The following is a 17158-nucleotide window of genomic DNA, read 5'->3' as shown; positions in this document are numbered from 1 at the left end:
AAGGGAACAGATCGTCCACCCAGTTTACAAGAGAGGTTATGGCTATATCAATATGCTTTGAGAAACGAGCTTATTTCAGTGTAATTGTAAACGATACGGATTTTGCACCTGCGTTTACTTTTACTGTAGTTTCATCTACTTGCTCTGCACCTTCTACAGAAGCGATAGCTCCCAGATCTTTAAGTGAAAGCGAGAATTCTTTACCGCTACCTTCCGCAGTAACTGTTACCGTACTGCCTTTACGGTCAGCCTTCACAGTCAATTCAGGAGCACCTTTGAGATCACGAACGGTTGCAGAAGTCGTAGTGCCATCTTCAAGTGAATATAAGCCGAATTTCACGCCATTCGCATAGTCGTAATCCGGTTTGTTATCCACACTGCCGATTGCCAGTAAGGAATTCTGGCGAACGAATAGTGGCAGGCTAAAGAAATCATATTTCTCTTTGCGCCATGATCCACCCTGTACGGTTTCACCAGTAAGCAGGTGAGTCCAGCGACCAGCCGGCAAGTAGTACTTCGCTTCGCCGTTTTCTTGGAAGATTGGGGATACAAGCAAGGATTCACCTAGCATGTATTGACGATCCAACACCTCGCAAGTAGGATCTTCCGGGAACTCCATAACCATAGCCCGCATAGAAGCCCAGCCATGTTCATGAGCCTGTCCTGCTACATCATACAGATAAGGCATCAAGCTACATTTGAGTTTGGTGAAGAAACGGGTAACATCACAAGCTTCATCATCATAAGCCCAAGGCACACGGTACGAAGTACTACCATGCAAACGGCTGTGACTGGACAATAGTCCAAACGCCAACCAGCGTTTGAATACATGTGCCGGAGCCGTGTTCTCAAAGCCACCGATATCATGACTCCAGAAACCGAACCCAGACAATCCTAGAGACAATCCACCTCGAAGGCTCTCTGCCATGGATTCATAATCTGCGTAGCAGTCACCGCCCCAGTGAACTGGGAACTGTTGGCCACCGGCAGTTGCAGAACGTGCGAACAATGCCGCTTCATTTTTACCAAGCTTCTCTTCTAACACTTCAAATACAACCTTGTTGTACAATTGAGTGTAGTAGTTGTGCATTTTCATCGGATCAGATCCGTCGAAGTAAACTACATCTGTAGGAATACGCTCGCCGAAGTCTGTCTTGAAGCTATCTACGCCCATGTCTACCAAATCACGCAGGTAGCCGGCATACCATTCACAAGCCGCAGGATTGGTGAAGTCCACCAGTGCCATACCTGCTTGCCACAAATCACATTGATAAACGTCACCGTTAGGTTTTTTGAGCAGATAACCATTCTTCTTACCTTCTTCAAACAAGCGGGAACGTTGCCCGATATAAGAGTTGATCCATACGCAGATCTTCAGCCCTTTATCTTTCAGGCGTTTCAGCATGCCTACTGGGTCAGGGAATACACGCTCATCCCACTGGAAATCGGTCCATTGATATTCACGCATCCAGAAACAATCGAAGTGGAATACGCTCAGCGGCAGATCGCGCTCTGCCATACCATCTACGAAGGAGTTTACGGTTGCTTCATCGTAGTCGGTAGTGAAAGAGGTCGTCAGCCACAGGCCGAATGTCCAAGCTGGCGGAAGTGCAGGTTTGCCAGTAAGTGATGTGTAGTTGCTGATAACTTCTTTGATGGTAGGACCATCAATCACGAAGTACTCTAAGCTTTCTCCAGCTACGCTGAATTGCGCTTTTTTCACCTTTTCCGAAGCGATCTCATAAGAAACCAACTCAGGATGGTTAACAAATACGCCATAGCCTTTGCTGCTTACATAGAAAGGAACGTTCTTATAAGCTTGCTCGGAGCTAGTACCACCGTCTTTGTTCCAAAGATCTACGGTCTGTCCATTCTTTACAAAAGCGGTAAAACGCTCACCCAAACCATATACGAATTCACCTACACCGAGATCCAGCTCTTCACGCATATACGTGTTGCCGTCTTGATCCGTGATATAAGCCATGGACTTGAAACCGCTGCCTGTAATTCTCTCGTCTCCACGATAGAAATCCACAGCCCATTGTTGGCCTTTTCGAATCACTACACGAAGTCCTCCGCTGATCAGCACAGTTTCGGAATCGTTTTCTTCAATCTTAACGTGATCTCCAGTACCTTTCGTGAGTTCGAAGACTGGACCGCGTTCTTGTACACCATCATGATGAATAATCTTAACCCCTACCACACCTGGAAGCGGGGAATGAAATTTTACAGTTAGCAGGGTTGAATTCAGCGTCGCTGAACGCCCTGTGATTGGAGTTGTTTGAGTAATTGCTGTTAATCCATCTGGAGTCTTTTCTACAACATAATTTTGAACTGCACCGTTAATCGTGATACCATCACGCACCAGCCAGAGACCATCAGTAAATTTCATTGTGTACTTGCCACCTTTCAATTTGGTGTTTATAGTTGCATTATACCGATAAAAAATAAACAAAACTAATACTATATAGCTCATTTATAACACTATTTTGATGTTTTATCCGAAAGGAGCGGCATTTATGGACCGTACAACCCAGAGTTTGCTAAAAGAAGACAGAGTGCATGGCGATAGCATGTTTCCGCTTGCAGCTTATTGGATAGAATTACCGGCTGGAACACATGTCCTCGATACCCATTGGCATGAAGAAGCGGAGTTTTTTATGCTGCTCGAAGGAGAAATTCTGTTTCAGGTGGATACCGAATATTTCCCACTTAAAGCCGGTGAGGCTGTATTTATCGAGTCCGGTGATATTCACGCTGCCTATGTACTGAACGAAGATACACCTTGCAAATTTTGTGCGCTCGTGTTTCTTCCTGATCTTCTCGCTAGTGCCCAATATGATACGATCCAGCAGAACACCATCTTACCCCTTCAGGAGAAAAGACAAAGCTTTCCTCGCCACCTAACACCGGCTGTGAAATGGCAGCATGAACTTCTCGGGCACTTAGAACGCATGATGGACACCTACGCTGCGCAATCTCCCGGGTTTGAAGCTTTTATTAAAGGCACGTTACTCATCATGCTCTCGCTGATTGCTCCAGAGGATCGTTTTGTAAACCGCAGCCAGCTGGATGACGCTGATACTACTAAGATCAATCGACTTAAGAAGATTATTCTCTATATTCAGGATAACTATCAGGAGCCGATTCGAACTCGAGACCTCTCCGACCTTATCCCCATGAGTGAAGGACAGTTCTGCCGCTTTTTCAAAGAAATGACCCGTAAGACTCCAGTAGATTACATTAACTCTTACCGAATTCGCCAAGCCGCCGATCTACTGCAACAAAGCAACAGAAAAATATCCGACATCGCATTCGAGGTCGGATTTGATAATGTGAGCTATTTTATTAAAGTGTTTCGCAGAGCGATGAAATGCTCGCCTTCGGAGTTTAGGAAGGGGTCCCGTTGACATCTTGCTGTTCGACTTAGCTAACGGCTTTCTTTGTTAATTCTTCCTGTTCATCTACCGATATATTATAGATAGATCTTATCGTCGTAGGAGGAGAATGAGCTATGCATATAACGAAAATGACCTCTGCTATGGGAACGAGACTTAATGTAGCTGTTAGTCACCAAACTAACGATAAAACCATAAATTCAAACAGCAAGACAAGTGGTAGCGGAGACCACTTATCGATAAGTAAATCTGCAAAAGCAGCTTTTCAAAATCAATCTAAAATGAGCGGAATGGTTGATCCTCTACTTAAACAAAAACAGAGTATCATCGATAGCAAGAACAGCCTAATTGAAAGAACCACCAAAAACTCACATAACCTTGATTCTATTCAAGATCAACTTAAGGAATTCGATAAACAGCTCCAAACGATTGATCAACAAATTGCGAAGTACACCTTTGAAGAGCAACAAAAGAACTTAGAAAAAGCTCAAAAAGAAGATCTATCGGATGAACCTAAAACCGAGCAAGAGATACAAAACGAAAGATTGAATACGATTGTTGCTATAAGCCAAAATGTTTCACAAATGGAGGTAGTTTCTTCTACCCATTCTAAGATGCATGGCGAGGCAAGAGTTCTGACCAAGGAAATCGAATCGGATGAAGCTCGTTCTACTCATTCTGCAACAGCCAAACGTGAGCAGTTATCCAAAATCGAAGATAGAATATCGGAAATGAATGAAACGTTAGGCGATACCATAAAAGACACCGGAGAAAAAATTAAAGATCAGGAACGGACGGAGAAATTAGCCACCTACCAAGAAATTCAGCGTTTAGCCGAAGATTCTGATAAGTCGCAGCTAGAAATACTAATCTAACAAAGACAAAATCTCTATATAGAAAAAGCAATCGGACCTCTACCACATCAAAGGGGTTGCCGATTGCTTTTTTATATGCAGATGATGTTATCTTTCAACTATTCCTTCCGAATCACGATAAAGCAGGTGCTGTCTGGCAAGGCCACTTCCTGTCCGCTCTCATCCATGAACCTTACTCTATCGCGCAGCGCTTCGGTATAACCTTCTTGCAAGTAATGCCGGAAGACTTCAATCTTCGCCCGCTTTCCTAAAGTCTGTTCAATAAATGAGGCAAACTCCGTAGGGGTAAAATAACCAAACTGTTCTTGGACCTCATGAATGTAGGCCTCCTCGCCCCAGGTATACGTATATAAAAACTCCATGGCATCATTAACAGGCATGAGTACTTCTTCTTCCCCTAATCTCTGATACTGAAGCTGACGTCCGGCAAAATCCTTCGCATAACGCTCCAGCCACGCCATACCGTCCTCCTCCAGAAAGCGAACTTTCCGCAGCAATGCTGTGGGTTCGGTCATAATCCCATCGCGAATAATGATAGCCCCGCCCACTGACAATACATCAAAAGCACTTCGCAGGGCGGCCGAGACGGTGTCATGATTGAACTTTTTACCATTAAGCGGCACATAAGAATATAGCTCATGCAAAATCGAAGAAAAGATTACCGTACCCACCGTTCCAGCCTCTACGAAATCTTCAAGGTTCAACGCATCTCCCTGCAGGACTTCCCACTGACGCCCTTCCCGTTGCTTGCGCTGCCGCAGAGCTTCCACTACATTGCTCGATATATCAATGCCGATAGGGGTAACCTCTGGCATCCGCTCTTCCAGCAAATCCAGCAGCACACCGCCGCCAGGGCCGATATCCAGCACTTTTTTCCCAATGACATGCTCCAGAATCACCGCCTTATAATCTGCGGTATTATTCATTTGACTTAAGTAGGTATCTTCATTATGAAAACGGTCGAAGGCGTCTCTACGTAGCTCGAACAAGTCGAATAACAGCAACACAGCACGTTCATACAAGGGCGATTTTTCAGCTTCCATACAGAATTCGATCAGCTTCTCTGCCGCTGCCGAGAATTGGAACTGAAAAAACACTGTGTCTGGCAGATGTTCCTTAGCATATGGACGAAGCATTAGATGAGGATTCTCATCAGGTAAAGTCCCTTTTTCAATATCCTCCCATGTAAGCTCCGATAAATATTTTTCTATAATCCGTTTCTTATAAACATTGATCTTCTTAACACCCTTGTAGTCATAGTAAATGCTGTTCATAACCTGCTCGAAGCTGATATGGCGTAGGGGTTCATTCTGAGCCCTCTGAGCTGCAAACAACATCACCTTCAGAAATTGCTCCAACGAGAACGTCTGCATTGCAGATTCCACATACCAGAAGATAGTGTTACTTAAAGACTCCAACCGTTCCGCATGGAAGCCTTCCTGTGTCAGCTTTGCCCATTCCGTAGTGAAATCCTCTCCTCTAGAGATCGGACCTAGCCGCATTCTGCGCAGTCTTTCTTTCATCGGCATTGGACTAGCAAGTTCACCGGATGCAATCAGAGTAATAAGCTGTTTCACTTCATGCTCCACATTCAGCCATAGCTCGGGGGATACAGCTCCGATGATGCAATGATTGAGTACGGTTAGCAAGCGTTCAAGTTCCTCGGCAGTCAGTAACTGTTCCTCCACAAGATCACGAAGCGGCTTATTTACTTCCGGAGGCACCTCCCCACGGATTTGCTGTCCTATCAGTCCATGGGTTTCAATAAGCTGATGAACCAGTGCGCTTTTGTCAGAGACCTTACCGCTCAAATATTTCCCGTATAACTGTGCGGAGCCAATGTTATGTACAAAACAGTTAATGCCTTCCTCCTGCCAAAGTAACCTCTCCTTCAATGTGCCACCCTTAGCTGCTTCTGACCAGATTAATGTTTCTTCCACAAGCTCTTTGATCCAAATCGAACAGGGAAGCTGGTCTAGAAGCTGCAAACTGCGTTCCACATAATCCAGCACGGGATTCCTGCGGTCCAACTCCTCCAGAGATTCCACACGCTCCAGATTTACAATCTGCTCCTCGGCTTGGACAATAAGCTTCAGCCAGAGGTTATCCTCCAAATGATCTTGTATTCCTTCACGGTATAAGGTGATGGCTTCCAACGATTTCAGCATATACTCCTCCTTCGCTCCAAAGTGGAGACTATAAAGACTTATTATTATATATACACTCCCGTTAATTAAAAAACAGAACCAGGATTCATGAAATTGCCATGTCCCGGTTCTGTTTATATTCCAATCCTCAAGTCCCGAACCGTTGCCGATATCCGCACTTGCGGCACAGCTCTTCTACTGCCTCTCTACGAGAGAACCCGTAAAACAGATTGTTCGCTCGCTCACCCTCTACGATTTCTGAGAAAGGAGTCTCATGAATGTTTCCGAGGTTAATGACTCCTTCACCATCCAGACAGCACGGTACAACAGTACCATCCACAAGGATTGCCGCTTGGCTGCGTAGTGCATGGCAGAACCCTTTTCCGTCATCTTCCGGCTCATTCAGTGCAGGCCAACGGAACTCATGGTCCTGATTGAGATATACCCGTGGGGCAACCTTGACGCCGCTGCCAGGTACAACCTTTTCTTCGATCTTGAAATCAAGGTTAAAGGCTTCCTCCAGCACAGCAAGGGTCTCACGGTTCCGATTCTTCTCCAGATTGGTCAGATTATCCTCCGTCAAATTCCACAGCCGGAAGGATATAATGACCCCTTGCGCGGAGGCTTCCCGTACAAAAGAAATAATCTCCGACAAATACCCTTCGCGGTTCTCAGATCCCTCATGCCCATCAAAGCTATGCAGAGAGAAGTTCATCTGTCGTAGTGCAGGTTTGCCGAGAATCTTAGGGCCAGCCTTATGAATTAACGTACCATTCGTAGTAATATTGACCTTGAACCCTTTGGCATGTGCTGCATCCAGCAGCTCACCAATCTTGGGATGCAGCAATGGCTCACCTTTTACGTGAAGGTAAATATGATTACTATGTGGCTTAATTTCATCTAATATCGTATTAAAAGTATCGAGCTTCATAAAGTTCTTCGTTCGGGCGGTTGGTGGACAAAAGCTGCAGGCCAGGTTGCAGACGCTTGTTATCTCAATGTATACCTTTTTAAAAGTCTTCAAGTGCTGCTCCCCATTCTATTTATAGATCTGCGGCATAGCGGAGGCCGATCTGTGCTCTGGCTTCCTCCATAACTTCTGCTACTGCCAAGGAATTCGCATGTGTATTAACTCTGCTTTCCCGTTCACCATTCTTAATTAAGTTGATAAATTCCTCAACCTCATAATACATAGACTCGAATACCTGAGGCTGCGTAAGCTCCTCGACGGTTCCGTCGCGATAATGAATCTTCACTTGGTAAGGTTGGTTGATCTTATCGATCACCATTGTACCACTTTCCCCTTGAATCTCGGCTGGCAAATAGGAATCAGCGATCTTGGAATGCATCACAACTGCATCCATATCATCATATTGCATGACAATACTTCCTTCTCCATCCACTCCAGAAGAGAGCATTAGACCCACGGCCTTTACAGACTTCGGTTTCCCGAACAACACTACCATAGGATACAGGCAGTAAACACCAAGATCCATCAACGAGCCATTAGAGAAGGCTGGGTTAAAAGCATTTAATACCGTTCCCTGTCTATAGGCGTCATATCTCGATGAGTATTGACAATAGCTCGCGAAATAACGGCGAACTTGGCCGATTTTATACAAATTGTCTCTGATCACTCCGAAATTCGGCATGAAGGTCGATTTCATTGCTTCTACCAACAACACATCATTGTTCTGAGCGGCTTCAATCATTGCTCTAAGCTCCGCACTGTTTGAGGCCGCTGGTTTCTCACAGAGCACATGTTTGCCATGATTTAAGCACATAATCGCCTGCTCAGCATGCATGGAGTTCGGGCTTGCAATGTAAATAGCATCGACATCTTTACTGGAAACCATATCTTCCAAATTCGTATAAATTGTAGCTCCAGCATATTTTGCAGCAAAGGCCTGACCTTTCTCCATTGTGCGGGAGTACACGGCTGTCAGGATAAACTCCTCATTCTCCAAGCCGGCTTGCACGAAGCGGTCTGTAATAAAGTTTGTTCCAATGACCCCGAAACGAATTGTCATGATAATCCCGTCCTTTTTAGTTCTTACTAAAGCTCTATATGCTATTTTCTCACTCTCTGGGTAGTCATGTCTACTTTTCAGGACAAATTTCCGACAAATTCCGATAGATCTACCTTGTGAAAAAAATCACCACTCCTTCATCTTTTGTCGATATCAAACTATTCATAGTAAACAGCGACATTATTTGTCGAAAGATGCAGTAAAACATCCCCACAAAGTGGGCCTTTGCTTCGATGCATAATCAGGTACTTTGCGGGGACCCCAAATATATTTTCTGAAACGTTAAAAAAGGCTCCCATTCTTAACTTAAGAACAGGAGCCTGCTGAGCCATATGGATTTACAACTTATTTATAAAAAGCCTGCAATTGACGCACAATTTCATCCTTGTCATGATCCACTACGGTTTGGTGTTGTGGCATCTCGAACAACGCTTTAATTTGTGCCGGGAATTCCTGCTTAATGTCAATCAGAGTAATCGCCTCATCAAACTTAGCTGGATGTGCGGTCGCAAAAGTAATCCCTATCTCATCCGAGCCATTAAAAGCTTCGTAAGCTGCGATTCCACATGCAGTATGCGGATCAAGTAGGTAGCTATATTCTTTTTGATACTTAGCAATTGTATTCAAGCATTGGTCATTCTTCACGCCAAGCGCTGCAAAGTCCTTCTGCACCTGCTGAAGTGCCTCGCTTTCAACCGTAATCTTGCCTTCGGTTTGCAGCTTGGACATATACGCGGATAGTTTCTCGGAATCCTCGCCTACCAAATAATACAGATACCGCTCAAAATTGCTCGCCACTTGGATATCCATCGAAGGACTGTATGTGCTTGTGAAGCTGCCCGGTTTGTATTCACCCGTGTTCACGAAACGCTCCAAGATGTTATTTTCATTCGTAGCAATAATCAGTTTGTTAATTGGTAATCCCATTTGCTTCGCCAAATATCCGGAGAAAATATTACCGAAATTGCCGGAAGGCACGCTGATGTTAATCTTCTTCTCGCTGCTGCCATCGACATGCAAATACGCATAGAAATAATAGACAGTCTGCGCCAGAATACGTACAAAGTTAATGGAGTTGATCGCACGCAGATGATAGCGACTCTTAAAGTCGAGATCCGCGAACAGATCCTTGATCACCTTTTGGCAATCATCAAAGTTACCATGAACAGACAGGTTCAGTACATTGCTGTCATCAACTGTAGTCATCTGCAGCTCCTGCACTTTACTAACCTTACCATGCGGATGAAGAATACAGATCTTGATTCCTTCTTTACCGCGAACGCCCTGAATCGCAGCCGCCCCAGTGTCCCCCGAGGTTGCTCCGAGGATGTGGATGATTTTGTTCTGCTTTTTGGAAATATACGAGTACAGCTCACCCATAAACTGCAGTGCTACATCTTTGAAGGCAAAAGTAGGGCCATGGAACAATTCCAATACATACAGGGAATCATTCACTTGGTGAATAGGCGTTACTTCCGGCGTGCGGAAATTGCCATAACTAGTGTTGACCATGTCCTGCAAATCTTCTAAAGGAATCTCATCATTAGTGTAATAGGCGAAAATCTTCAGGAACAATTCCTGGTAGCTAAGACTTCTCCACTCCTCCAAAGTAGCTGCTGAAACGACAGGAATCTCGGAAGGAACCATCAATCCGCCGTCATCGGCAAGTCCCATCAACACCGTATCGATAAAGCCTTTAGGTTCCACATTGCCTCTTGTGCTTATATACTTCATGCTCATCCTCCTGAACCCCTCTATATATAATATATATAAATATAAGTTTCACTTTATAGTTGCCTGTTTTCCCTATATACTACCACGTTTACGCGCTAAAGTCCGTTAATTCTTTGTCTTATTTTGTAGCTCTTTCCAGACGGTTTTGTTGCTGTACTGCCGTTCTGTGCTGACATCCTTGCCGAACCATTCCGGCGCCTTGAAGCTTTCCGCTTCCTCCAAAGATTCAAATTCAACCTCCAGAACGGACAGTTTCAGCTGAGAATAGACGTCGATCTCAACCGTTGTGTCATTCCACACTGCCGTAATCCGCTCTTTGACCAAGGCTACCGCATTTACTGCCTCAATCATCTGATGATATAAACCCTCTGAGATAAAATATTCGATCTCTTCGCGTTTGATCCCTTTGCCATCCTTAAACGTGTGTGTATACGTTACCTCACCTGAGTCCAGATCCGTAATTTTACGCACACGCAGCTCTTGTCCGCCGTCTATTGCCAGATACGTCTGATCGATATTATGCCGGGTGACAATCTTCAATTCGCCTTCTTGAATAAGCCGCTCCGGAAATTCCGGCAGCAGAAACTTGCGTTCGATCTCCAAAGCCATGATGTTTCGCTCCTCAATGTGCATTTATTTTATATTAATAATCATCATAGGGGTGAGACAAACCCAAGTCAACGTAGATTATGGGGAAAAAGGTCTTGTTCTTATCGAATTACCTCAATAATAGAAACAGCGGCAGTCATGGACGTGGAGACAAAGCCCTAGACTGTCGCTGTTTAGTTGAGCTATAGTTACCCGTTAGCTTAACGAATAGTGGTTAATTTTACGCTGTCTAAAGATTTCCTAACAAAGCGGACATATTTTTTTGATTTTCCGCAAGCCAAATCATTTCCTTCGCAAAGCGAGCTGGCGGCACACTATGTTGATCCATGTTAGCATTAATCCACCATGTGCTTTCCATATACCACAACAACTGTAATGAATGTGTTAAATAGCCCTCTACCACGTCGCGTTCCTCACTGTACCCTTCCATAAACGCCGAAGCCAGGGAGACATCTAAATTATCATCTAAGGCACATGACATCACAGCACGAGCTACATCAAGCTGCGGATAGTCATATTTTAGTCGATCAAAATCTAGAATTGCAGCTAATCCGTTATCATTAAATAAAAGATTATCTACCCAAAGGTCACGATGTGCCCAGCCTGTTTGAAGTAATTCGAGTAGTTCTATATTCATTTCTTCAGTAGCTTTAAATTGAGTTTCTATATCAGCAAGCAGCTGAGGTTTACCAAGTCCCTTAGTCTTTTCCCAAACGGAGTTCCAATGTGCTAAACGCTCCTCACGACTTGGAGGAATAAATTGCGGACTATTTTTAATGCCAAGTGTCCCGTCATTTAACAATCGATGCATTTTTCCTGTTGCTCGACCTAAATCATATATTTGATGGACATTGATTTTACCTGGTGAAATTAGTTTTCCCTGGCAATACTCCATCACCAGGAAGCGTTCTCCATGATCAGATTCAAGCAAAATACTTTCATTCTGTGATAGCACTTTGGGGCACGCTAGACCTTGGTCATACAATCTAATCTGTTGAGAGAGTGCTAACAATATCTCCTCTGACTTATATAATTTATATCTTTCTTTATTGTATTGTTTAAGTAACAATTCCCCTGCATCCGTCGTAACTTTCCACTTTAAGTTTAACCAGCCTCGTTTTATCGAAGTAGTTTCAATTACATTCAAACCGAATAAACGATGAAATGTTTTTAGTAGGTCATCCAAGATCATTCCCTCTGTTAAAATTGTCTCCATCTGGTCAACTCCTATATTTATAGTGTATAAGTTTTTATTCCTTATGGAGACCTATATAACCTCTGGGAAATTTTAAGTTTTTGCGTAAAACTGCCTTAAATCATCAATCTGTTATTAATTTTGAATACATATTGATATTTATAAACTTTCCGTTTACTCTTTCATACCTTCTTAAGGTTCCCTCAAACATAAAGTTCAGCTTTTGTAAGACTTTTACTGAATTCACGTTTTCGGGTTCCACTTTTGCTTCGATTCGATTCAGCTTCAAAGTTGAGAATGCGTAATCTAACAAAGCACTTATAGCTTCTGAAGCATATCCGCTTCCCCAAAATGCTCTAGCAATGTCATATCCAATCTCCGCTTTCTCATTTTCAAAGTCTAAGGAATTAAAACCACAAGAACCTATGATTTCATTGGATTCCATTTCAATGATAGAGAAACGAATAGCTTTGTTATCTAGAGAAAATTCATCAAGAAGTTTTATCATATCTTTTGCCTGATTTTCATCAGTAAAATTACCAATATTCATAAACTTGGTAACCTCTGGATCAGACCAAATTTTTAATAAACAAGGCGAGTCCGATACCTTCATTTTTCTTAAATGTAATCGTTCTGTGTGTAACTCTGTAGTTAACATTATTTTTACCTCCATTAAATTTTAATAGTTGGTTTAAAAATAATGATCTCTGCGCATAGTTCAGTCCCTTCATTCATCATTCACTATTAGAGTATCACATCATCTCTAAAACGAATAATATACCTCTTTCCCCTCAAGAAAATCGCGACATAGGGTGCTGCATATTTTGGAGGCGTGCTCTTTTATCCAGCCGTTTCTTTCAGGATCATGAATAAAAAATACGTAACTAATAAAAATATCCATAAATATTTGTCCTTCAATGTACCGAATCTCATCAAGCGAAAAGCTTGTTTCAGAAGCATAACCCTCCAAAAGCGTTTTACGGAGCTCACTTTTCAGCATGGAGGATGCAGAGCCCAAATCAAACAGGTAGTAACCATAACCAAATAAACAATAATCTATTAAGATAGGATTTTGTTCTGACACAACGACATTCCCCAGTTGAAAATCAGCATGAATGAATCCCCATGAGTTGTCCCTAGCGTCTAGCTCTGCTAATTGTTCTTTTACTACGAGTAGAACGCTACTAATAACTTCGTAATCCTCCTGATTAAGGGCTCCATTGTCTGTTCCCTTTCCAAGTTCTATTAAAGTTTCATCAATCTTTGTGACATTGTATACAGGTCTATGTAACTCCAAGGGCATTAGCGTTCGTGAGAATTCATGTAAACTGGCAAGATTTCTACCTAATCTATAAACAATCTGTTCAATGTTATCTTCATCTTGGGTTAGCGTCGAGCCTTCGATCCATTCTAAAAGAGTGGCCAAACTAGTCCCAAATTGCTCCGAACTATATTCAGTAACCAATTCCCCTTTTTGATTTACAACAGGTCTTTGAACTTTCAGTATGTTCTTCTGATCGATTTCTCGCAGAAAAAACATTTCTGCCTGTAATCCATCTCGAGTATGTTGTAAGCCTGAGAACCCTTCAGATATTGGTTTATGTATGCGTAACAAATAATTTTTGTTATCCGTTTTGTCGGTCACTTTAAATGTAATATTCTCATTATGTCTAATGAATTCAATGATTGGATCGATGAACGAATACTGCAACAATACTTTCTCAGCTTCAATGATCATAAGACTTCCCTCCTTCAAATCTAGAATATTCTTTATATTGTACCTGTTGCTCGTTGTATTTTGTTGGAATTAATAACTATATTTAAAAAGTATCCTGTTGAATAGCTCCTATAACAAAATAGAGTTACATATTAGATCTCTAATACGTAACTCTACTTATTTCATTAGCTTTTATTCATTCCATTAATGCAATACCAATACACCGAAGCCTTCCAGAGTAACCTCACCCGATAATGTTGTTCCGCTCAGTAAATCTGTTTTGGTCTCATGCAGATGTATGGAGGCAGGCACTTCACTATAATTAAGTAAAAAAGTGTAACTGGAAGAAGTCCCGTTACGAACTTGCAGCTCTACATCTTCAGGGAGCACCAGCCAATCTACTGGCGACTGCAGGCCAACTTGATCTATGATTATGGACGCTGCTTGTTCATTAAAAACTGCTCCGTAATACCAAACCTCGCCTTTGCCGCGACGATTTCTTGTAACCGCCGGTTTTCCTGCATAATAGTCCGAGGCATAGACCGCCATGACTTCGACCGAATCATCCTCAATCTGGAGAATATCATTAAAATCATCTGCCCTAGTAACCACTTCTGCCGCACCCGACCAGCTAATCGTCGTTGGCTGACGACTACCTTTAACCATTGTGAATTCTTCGACTGTGATCCCGCATAGATCCCTAGCAGCACCTGGGAAAGGACGCATATAGCATTGGCCGCGTTCATCCTTATAGCCGGTTCTGCATCCGAAGATCAGTTTTCCACCTTGCTGAACATATTCATCCAGAAGCGACGCTGTCTCATCTGTCATAATTGCCGGGTGAGGATAGATAAGCACATCGTACCGTGCGAGCTCTTCCAGCGTCGTCTTTTTGCGTAAATAGAGTACGTCATTCGGGATATGCTTCCGCTGGAGTGCCTTGTACCACTCCTTATTGCTCTTCCACATAAATGGACCATGCCATACATCATACTCTCCATCCCACTCATTAGCATAATCACGAACAATAGCAACGTTAGCCTGATTACGGGTGCCGATAAGTGCTTGCCCTGCCCCCGCCAGCTCTTGACCGATCTGTCCCGCTTCCCGTACTCTTCGATTCGGCTGGTTATGGTAATCGTTAATGCCATGCCAATAAATTTCATTGCCCATCGTGGCTGTCCGCCAGCGGAAATACAGCACCATATCTGCGCCATGAGCGATCGATTGATAGGTCCATAACCGCATCTGTCCAGGCTTCGGAGAAGGCATATCCATCCGGTTCACCCAGCCACCTGGTCCCGACTGCTGCTCCATAATACAGAAATTGGGGGAAATAGAACGGACAACAGATAATGAAAGTCCCCAGCCTCTGTCATTCAGCGGATTCCGCTCATTCGGATCATAAAAAATAGTCGAGAACTGCGGATAGGAATCATAGCTGAAGAAATCTAGTAATTCATCTGTCAATTCATGGCTGTCGAGATGCCCGAACAGACCGTTCGTTGTTACCCACTGCTTAGGGGCAAGTTTACGGATGATGTCCGCTTGGTTTTTGGCAAAAGAAATCGTATTGTCCGATATAAACCGCTTTTCATCCAAAGCCTGATGGGGATTGGGCTGCTTGGGTGATGGGGTAGGACGCGGAAGATACACCTGAGACCAATCACTATAACTTTGATTCCAAAAAACAGCCCCCCAAGCCTCGTTTAACCGTTCAAGCGTGACATATTTCTGCTGCAGCCATTCCCGGAAAGCCTTATGGTCACTCTCTGAATAAAATTCACTGATCTCGCAGTTGAGCTCATTATCAATTTGCCAACCGACCACACCTGGATGATTGCCATAATGTTCAGCCATCTGTTCCGTAATCCGAGCACACAGCTCACGGTATTTGGGGCTACTGTAATTATAATGACGGCGCATACCATGCTGAAGGGTAACGCCTTCATACGTCACGTTTAATACTTCTGGATACTTATGGGTCAGCCAAGCTGGAGGTGTTGCCGTCGGCGTACCGAGCACAACCTGAAGACCATGTTTATGAGCTAAATCAATCGCCCGATCAAAGAGCCCGAACTGAAATTCACCCTGGACAGGTTCAAAAATAGACCAAGCAAACTCCCCGATCCGAATGATTGTAAAGCCTAGTTCTCGCATTCGGCGATAATCGTCCTCCCACATGCTTTCCGGCCAGTGTTCCGGATAATAACAGACGCCAAGCTCGAATTTTTCTGTTGCGACAGGTTTCTTCATGATTACCTCCAAAGTATTAAAAATATGCTTTTAGTATTTTATAATTCTATTGTAGTATCAGTATTAACAAGGCTTATATAACAAAATATTGCGATCATATAACTATCTTGCGTTAATTACCTCAATCCAACTAGCGCTCTGATGCGCGACAGAAATGAGTGCCATATAACATGAAGAAACAATGGTATTTGCCGACACCAGCTTTTTCAAAATATGTCTGTTATCCTGAATTTTTGGGACACTACAGTCACTTTCCACAGCATACCGAGAGAAGAAGTGAAGGATTCCTGGGAAGCTATAACCTGCATTTAATCTTTGGTGGGGAGGGTTATGTATTCCATGAGGGCGAACGTATTCCAATGAGCAGAGGACGAGGATTTCTTTACCCTAAAGGCGCCTACCAGCAGTACGGCTCTGATCCCGGAGAGCCTTGGGATGTTCGTTGGGTTCATTTTAGCACTCAAATTGTACTCCCCTTATTAGAAGAAGTGGACCAGTCTAGTGCATACCTGTTCACTTTTGATTTGGACGCTAAGCTGGATGAGCTATTCGAGGAAATGTATTTGCTGAGCGCTTCCTATGTAACACGTAGTGAGCCAAGACTATCCGCGCTTCTGTACGAGCTTCTAGTGAAATTGCTGCAGAACTCCGAACCGCTTCACGGCTCAGTACCGCACGAGGTCAGGCAGTCTATCCGCAGTGCCGCAGATATCATTCATGTCGAATGTGCCCGCCCTTGGTCACTGGAGTCGATGGCAAGACTAACCGGGTACAGCAGTTATCATTTTCTACGGCTGTTTCGAATGGTTATGGGCAAAACACCAAACCGTTATTTAACGGATTGTCGTCTGGCCAGAGCCAAGCTTCTACTGGTTTCTACTGGACTCTCCATTGCTCAGGTTGCGACTCAGTCCGGTTTTGCCCAGTCCAGCTATTTCATTAAAGTGTTCAGAACGTTCGAGGGGATGTCCCCCGTAAAGTACCGTCAGGCTTTTGGATTGTAATGCCTTAAAACACCAGAAAACATCAAACACTTATATCCCCCCTATCACTCTCACGGGCGATAGGGGGATATAAGTGTTCAGAGTCCACATTGCTGTACTTTCTGCAGAATTTTCTATAGTTTGGGGGCGAGTTGTTACTACTGTGTAGTCAAGGACTTTGCTTAGAAACCGGATTTTGCTTAGGTGGAGAGTG

The 17158-nt window shown here is 43.6% G+C and carries 13 protein-coding genes; 3 read left to right on the top strand and 10 right to left on the bottom strand.

The features are described from left to right. Positions 1 to 70: 70 nt before the first annotated feature. The gene (gene yicI / locus ACWNM1_RS01910) at positions 71 to 2392 is read right to left on the bottom strand and encodes an alpha-xylosidase (protein WP_449599441.1); all 2322 of its coding nucleotides are present in this window, start codon (positions 2390 to 2392) and stop codon (positions 71 to 73) included. A 127-nt stretch (positions 2393 to 2519) separates the two neighbouring features. Here yicI and ACWNM1_RS01905 point away from each other — a divergent pair, with 127 nt between their 5' ends. Both ACWNM1_RS01905 and ACWNM1_RS01900 read left to right on the top strand, forming a co-directional pair. Continuing rightward, positions 2520 to 3410, top strand: coding sequence for an AraC family transcriptional regulator (locus tag ACWNM1_RS01905; RefSeq protein WP_449599439.1), 891 nt, complete (start codon positions 2520 to 2522; stop codon positions 3408 to 3410). 104 nt (positions 3411 to 3514) lie between these two features. Beyond that, positions 3515 to 4273: a hypothetical protein gene (locus tag ACWNM1_RS01900; RefSeq protein ID WP_449599437.1), complete on the top strand. Its 759-nt coding sequence runs from the start codon at positions 3515 to 3517 to the stop codon at positions 4271 to 4273. A 98-nt stretch (positions 4274 to 4371) separates the two neighbouring features. On the opposite strand, the gene ACWNM1_RS01895 is transcribed toward ACWNM1_RS01900, so the two are convergent. The 9 genes from ACWNM1_RS01895 to ACWNM1_RS01855 all read right to left on the bottom strand — a co-directional run bounded on the left by ACWNM1_RS01895 (position 4372) and on the right by ACWNM1_RS01855 (position 15961). Beyond that, entirely contained in the window at positions 4372 to 6441 is a 2070-nt protein-coding gene (locus ACWNM1_RS01895) for a class I SAM-dependent methyltransferase (protein WP_449599435.1), read from the bottom strand. 127 nt (positions 6442 to 6568) lie between these two features. Continuing rightward, a complete protein-coding gene (locus ACWNM1_RS01890; protein ID WP_042124302.1) occupies positions 6569 to 7444 on the bottom strand; it encodes a radical SAM/SPASM domain-containing protein in 876 nt (291 codons plus the stop codon). 19 nt (positions 7445 to 7463) lie between these two features. Next, a complete protein-coding gene (locus tag ACWNM1_RS01885) occupies positions 7464 to 8450 on the bottom strand; it encodes a Gfo/Idh/MocA family protein (protein ID WP_042185046.1) in 987 nt (328 codons plus the stop codon). A gap of 345 nt (positions 8451 to 8795) precedes the next feature. Beyond that, positions 8796 to 10184 (bottom strand): threonine synthase, encoded by a 1389-nt coding sequence (gene thrC / locus ACWNM1_RS01880; RefSeq protein WP_449599432.1) that lies wholly within the window; start codon positions 10182 to 10184, stop codon positions 8796 to 8798. Between the two features lie 105 nt (positions 10185 to 10289). Beyond that, the gene (locus tag ACWNM1_RS01875; RefSeq protein WP_449599430.1) at positions 10290 to 10793 is read right to left on the bottom strand and encodes a CYTH domain-containing protein; all 504 of its coding nucleotides are present in this window, start codon (positions 10791 to 10793) and stop codon (positions 10290 to 10292) included. A 229-nt stretch (positions 10794 to 11022) separates the two neighbouring features. Then, positions 11023 to 12009: a phosphotransferase gene (locus ACWNM1_RS01870; protein WP_449599428.1), complete on the bottom strand. Its 987-nt coding sequence runs from the start codon at positions 12007 to 12009 to the stop codon at positions 11023 to 11025. Positions 12010 to 12112: 103 nt separating this feature from the next. Beyond that, positions 12113 to 12661 (bottom strand): GNAT family N-acetyltransferase, encoded by a 549-nt coding sequence (locus ACWNM1_RS01865; RefSeq protein ID WP_449599427.1) that lies wholly within the window; start codon positions 12659 to 12661, stop codon positions 12113 to 12115. A gap of 90 nt (positions 12662 to 12751) precedes the next feature. Continuing rightward, the gene (locus ACWNM1_RS01860) at positions 12752 to 13726 is read right to left on the bottom strand and encodes a phosphotransferase enzyme family protein (protein WP_449599425.1); all 975 of its coding nucleotides are present in this window, start codon (positions 13724 to 13726) and stop codon (positions 12752 to 12754) included. Positions 13727 to 13909: 183 nt separating this feature from the next. Beyond that, entirely contained in the window at positions 13910 to 15961 is a 2052-nt protein-coding gene (locus ACWNM1_RS01855) for a beta-galactosidase (protein ID WP_449599423.1), read from the bottom strand. 170 nt (positions 15962 to 16131) lie between these two features. On the opposite strand from ACWNM1_RS01855, the gene ACWNM1_RS01850 reads away from it, so the two are divergent. Next, a complete protein-coding gene (locus ACWNM1_RS01850; protein WP_449599421.1) occupies positions 16132 to 16965 on the top strand; it encodes an AraC family transcriptional regulator in 834 nt (277 codons plus the stop codon). Positions 16966 to 17158: the final 193 nt, after the last annotated feature.

It is taken from the genome of Paenibacillus sp. Marseille-Q9583 (assembly GCF_976954365.1).
This window is presented reverse-complemented; position numbering and strand designations above follow the sequence as displayed.

Bases quoted from the DNA above. Each gene is read 5' to 3' on its own strand.
- ACWNM1_RS01865 (WP_449599427.1), bottom strand. From the start codon at position 12,661: ATGGAGGTAAAAATAATGTTAACTACAGAGTTACACACAGAACGATTA.
- ACWNM1_RS01885 (WP_042185046.1), bottom strand. From the start codon at position 8,450: ATGACAATTCGTTTCGGGGTCATTGGAACAAACTTTATTACAGACCGC.
- thrC (WP_449599432.1), bottom strand. From the start codon at position 10,184: ATGAAGTATATAAGCACAAGAGGCAATGTGGAACCTAAAGGCTTTATC.
- yicI (WP_449599441.1), bottom strand. From the start codon at position 2,392: ATGAAATTTACTGATGGTCTCTGGCTGGTGCGTGATGGTATCACGATT.
- ACWNM1_RS01860 (WP_449599425.1), bottom strand. From the start codon at position 13,726: ATGATCATTGAAGCTGAGAAAGTATTGTTGCAGTATTCGTTCATCGAT.
- ACWNM1_RS01905 (WP_449599439.1), top strand. From the start codon at position 2,520: ATGGACCGTACAACCCAGAGTTTGCTAAAAGAAGACAGAGTGCATGGC.
- ACWNM1_RS01855 (WP_449599423.1), bottom strand. From the start codon at position 15,961: ATGAAGAAACCTGTCGCAACAGAAAAATTCGAGCTTGGCGTCTGTTAT.
- ACWNM1_RS01850 (WP_449599421.1), top strand. From the start codon at position 16,132: ATGAAGAAACAATGGTATTTGCCGACACCAGCTTTTTCAAAATATGTC.
- ACWNM1_RS01900 (WP_449599437.1), top strand. From the start codon at position 3,515: ATGCATATAACGAAAATGACCTCTGCTATGGGAACGAGACTTAATGTA.
- ACWNM1_RS01895 (WP_449599435.1), bottom strand. From the start codon at position 6,441: ATGCTGAAATCGTTGGAAGCCATCACCTTATACCGTGAAGGAATACAA.
- ACWNM1_RS01870 (WP_449599428.1), bottom strand. From the start codon at position 12,009: ATGGAGACAATTTTAACAGAGGGAATGATCTTGGATGACCTACTAAAA.
- ACWNM1_RS01875 (WP_449599430.1), bottom strand. From the start codon at position 10,793: ATGGCTTTGGAGATCGAACGCAAGTTTCTGCTGCCGGAATTTCCGGAG.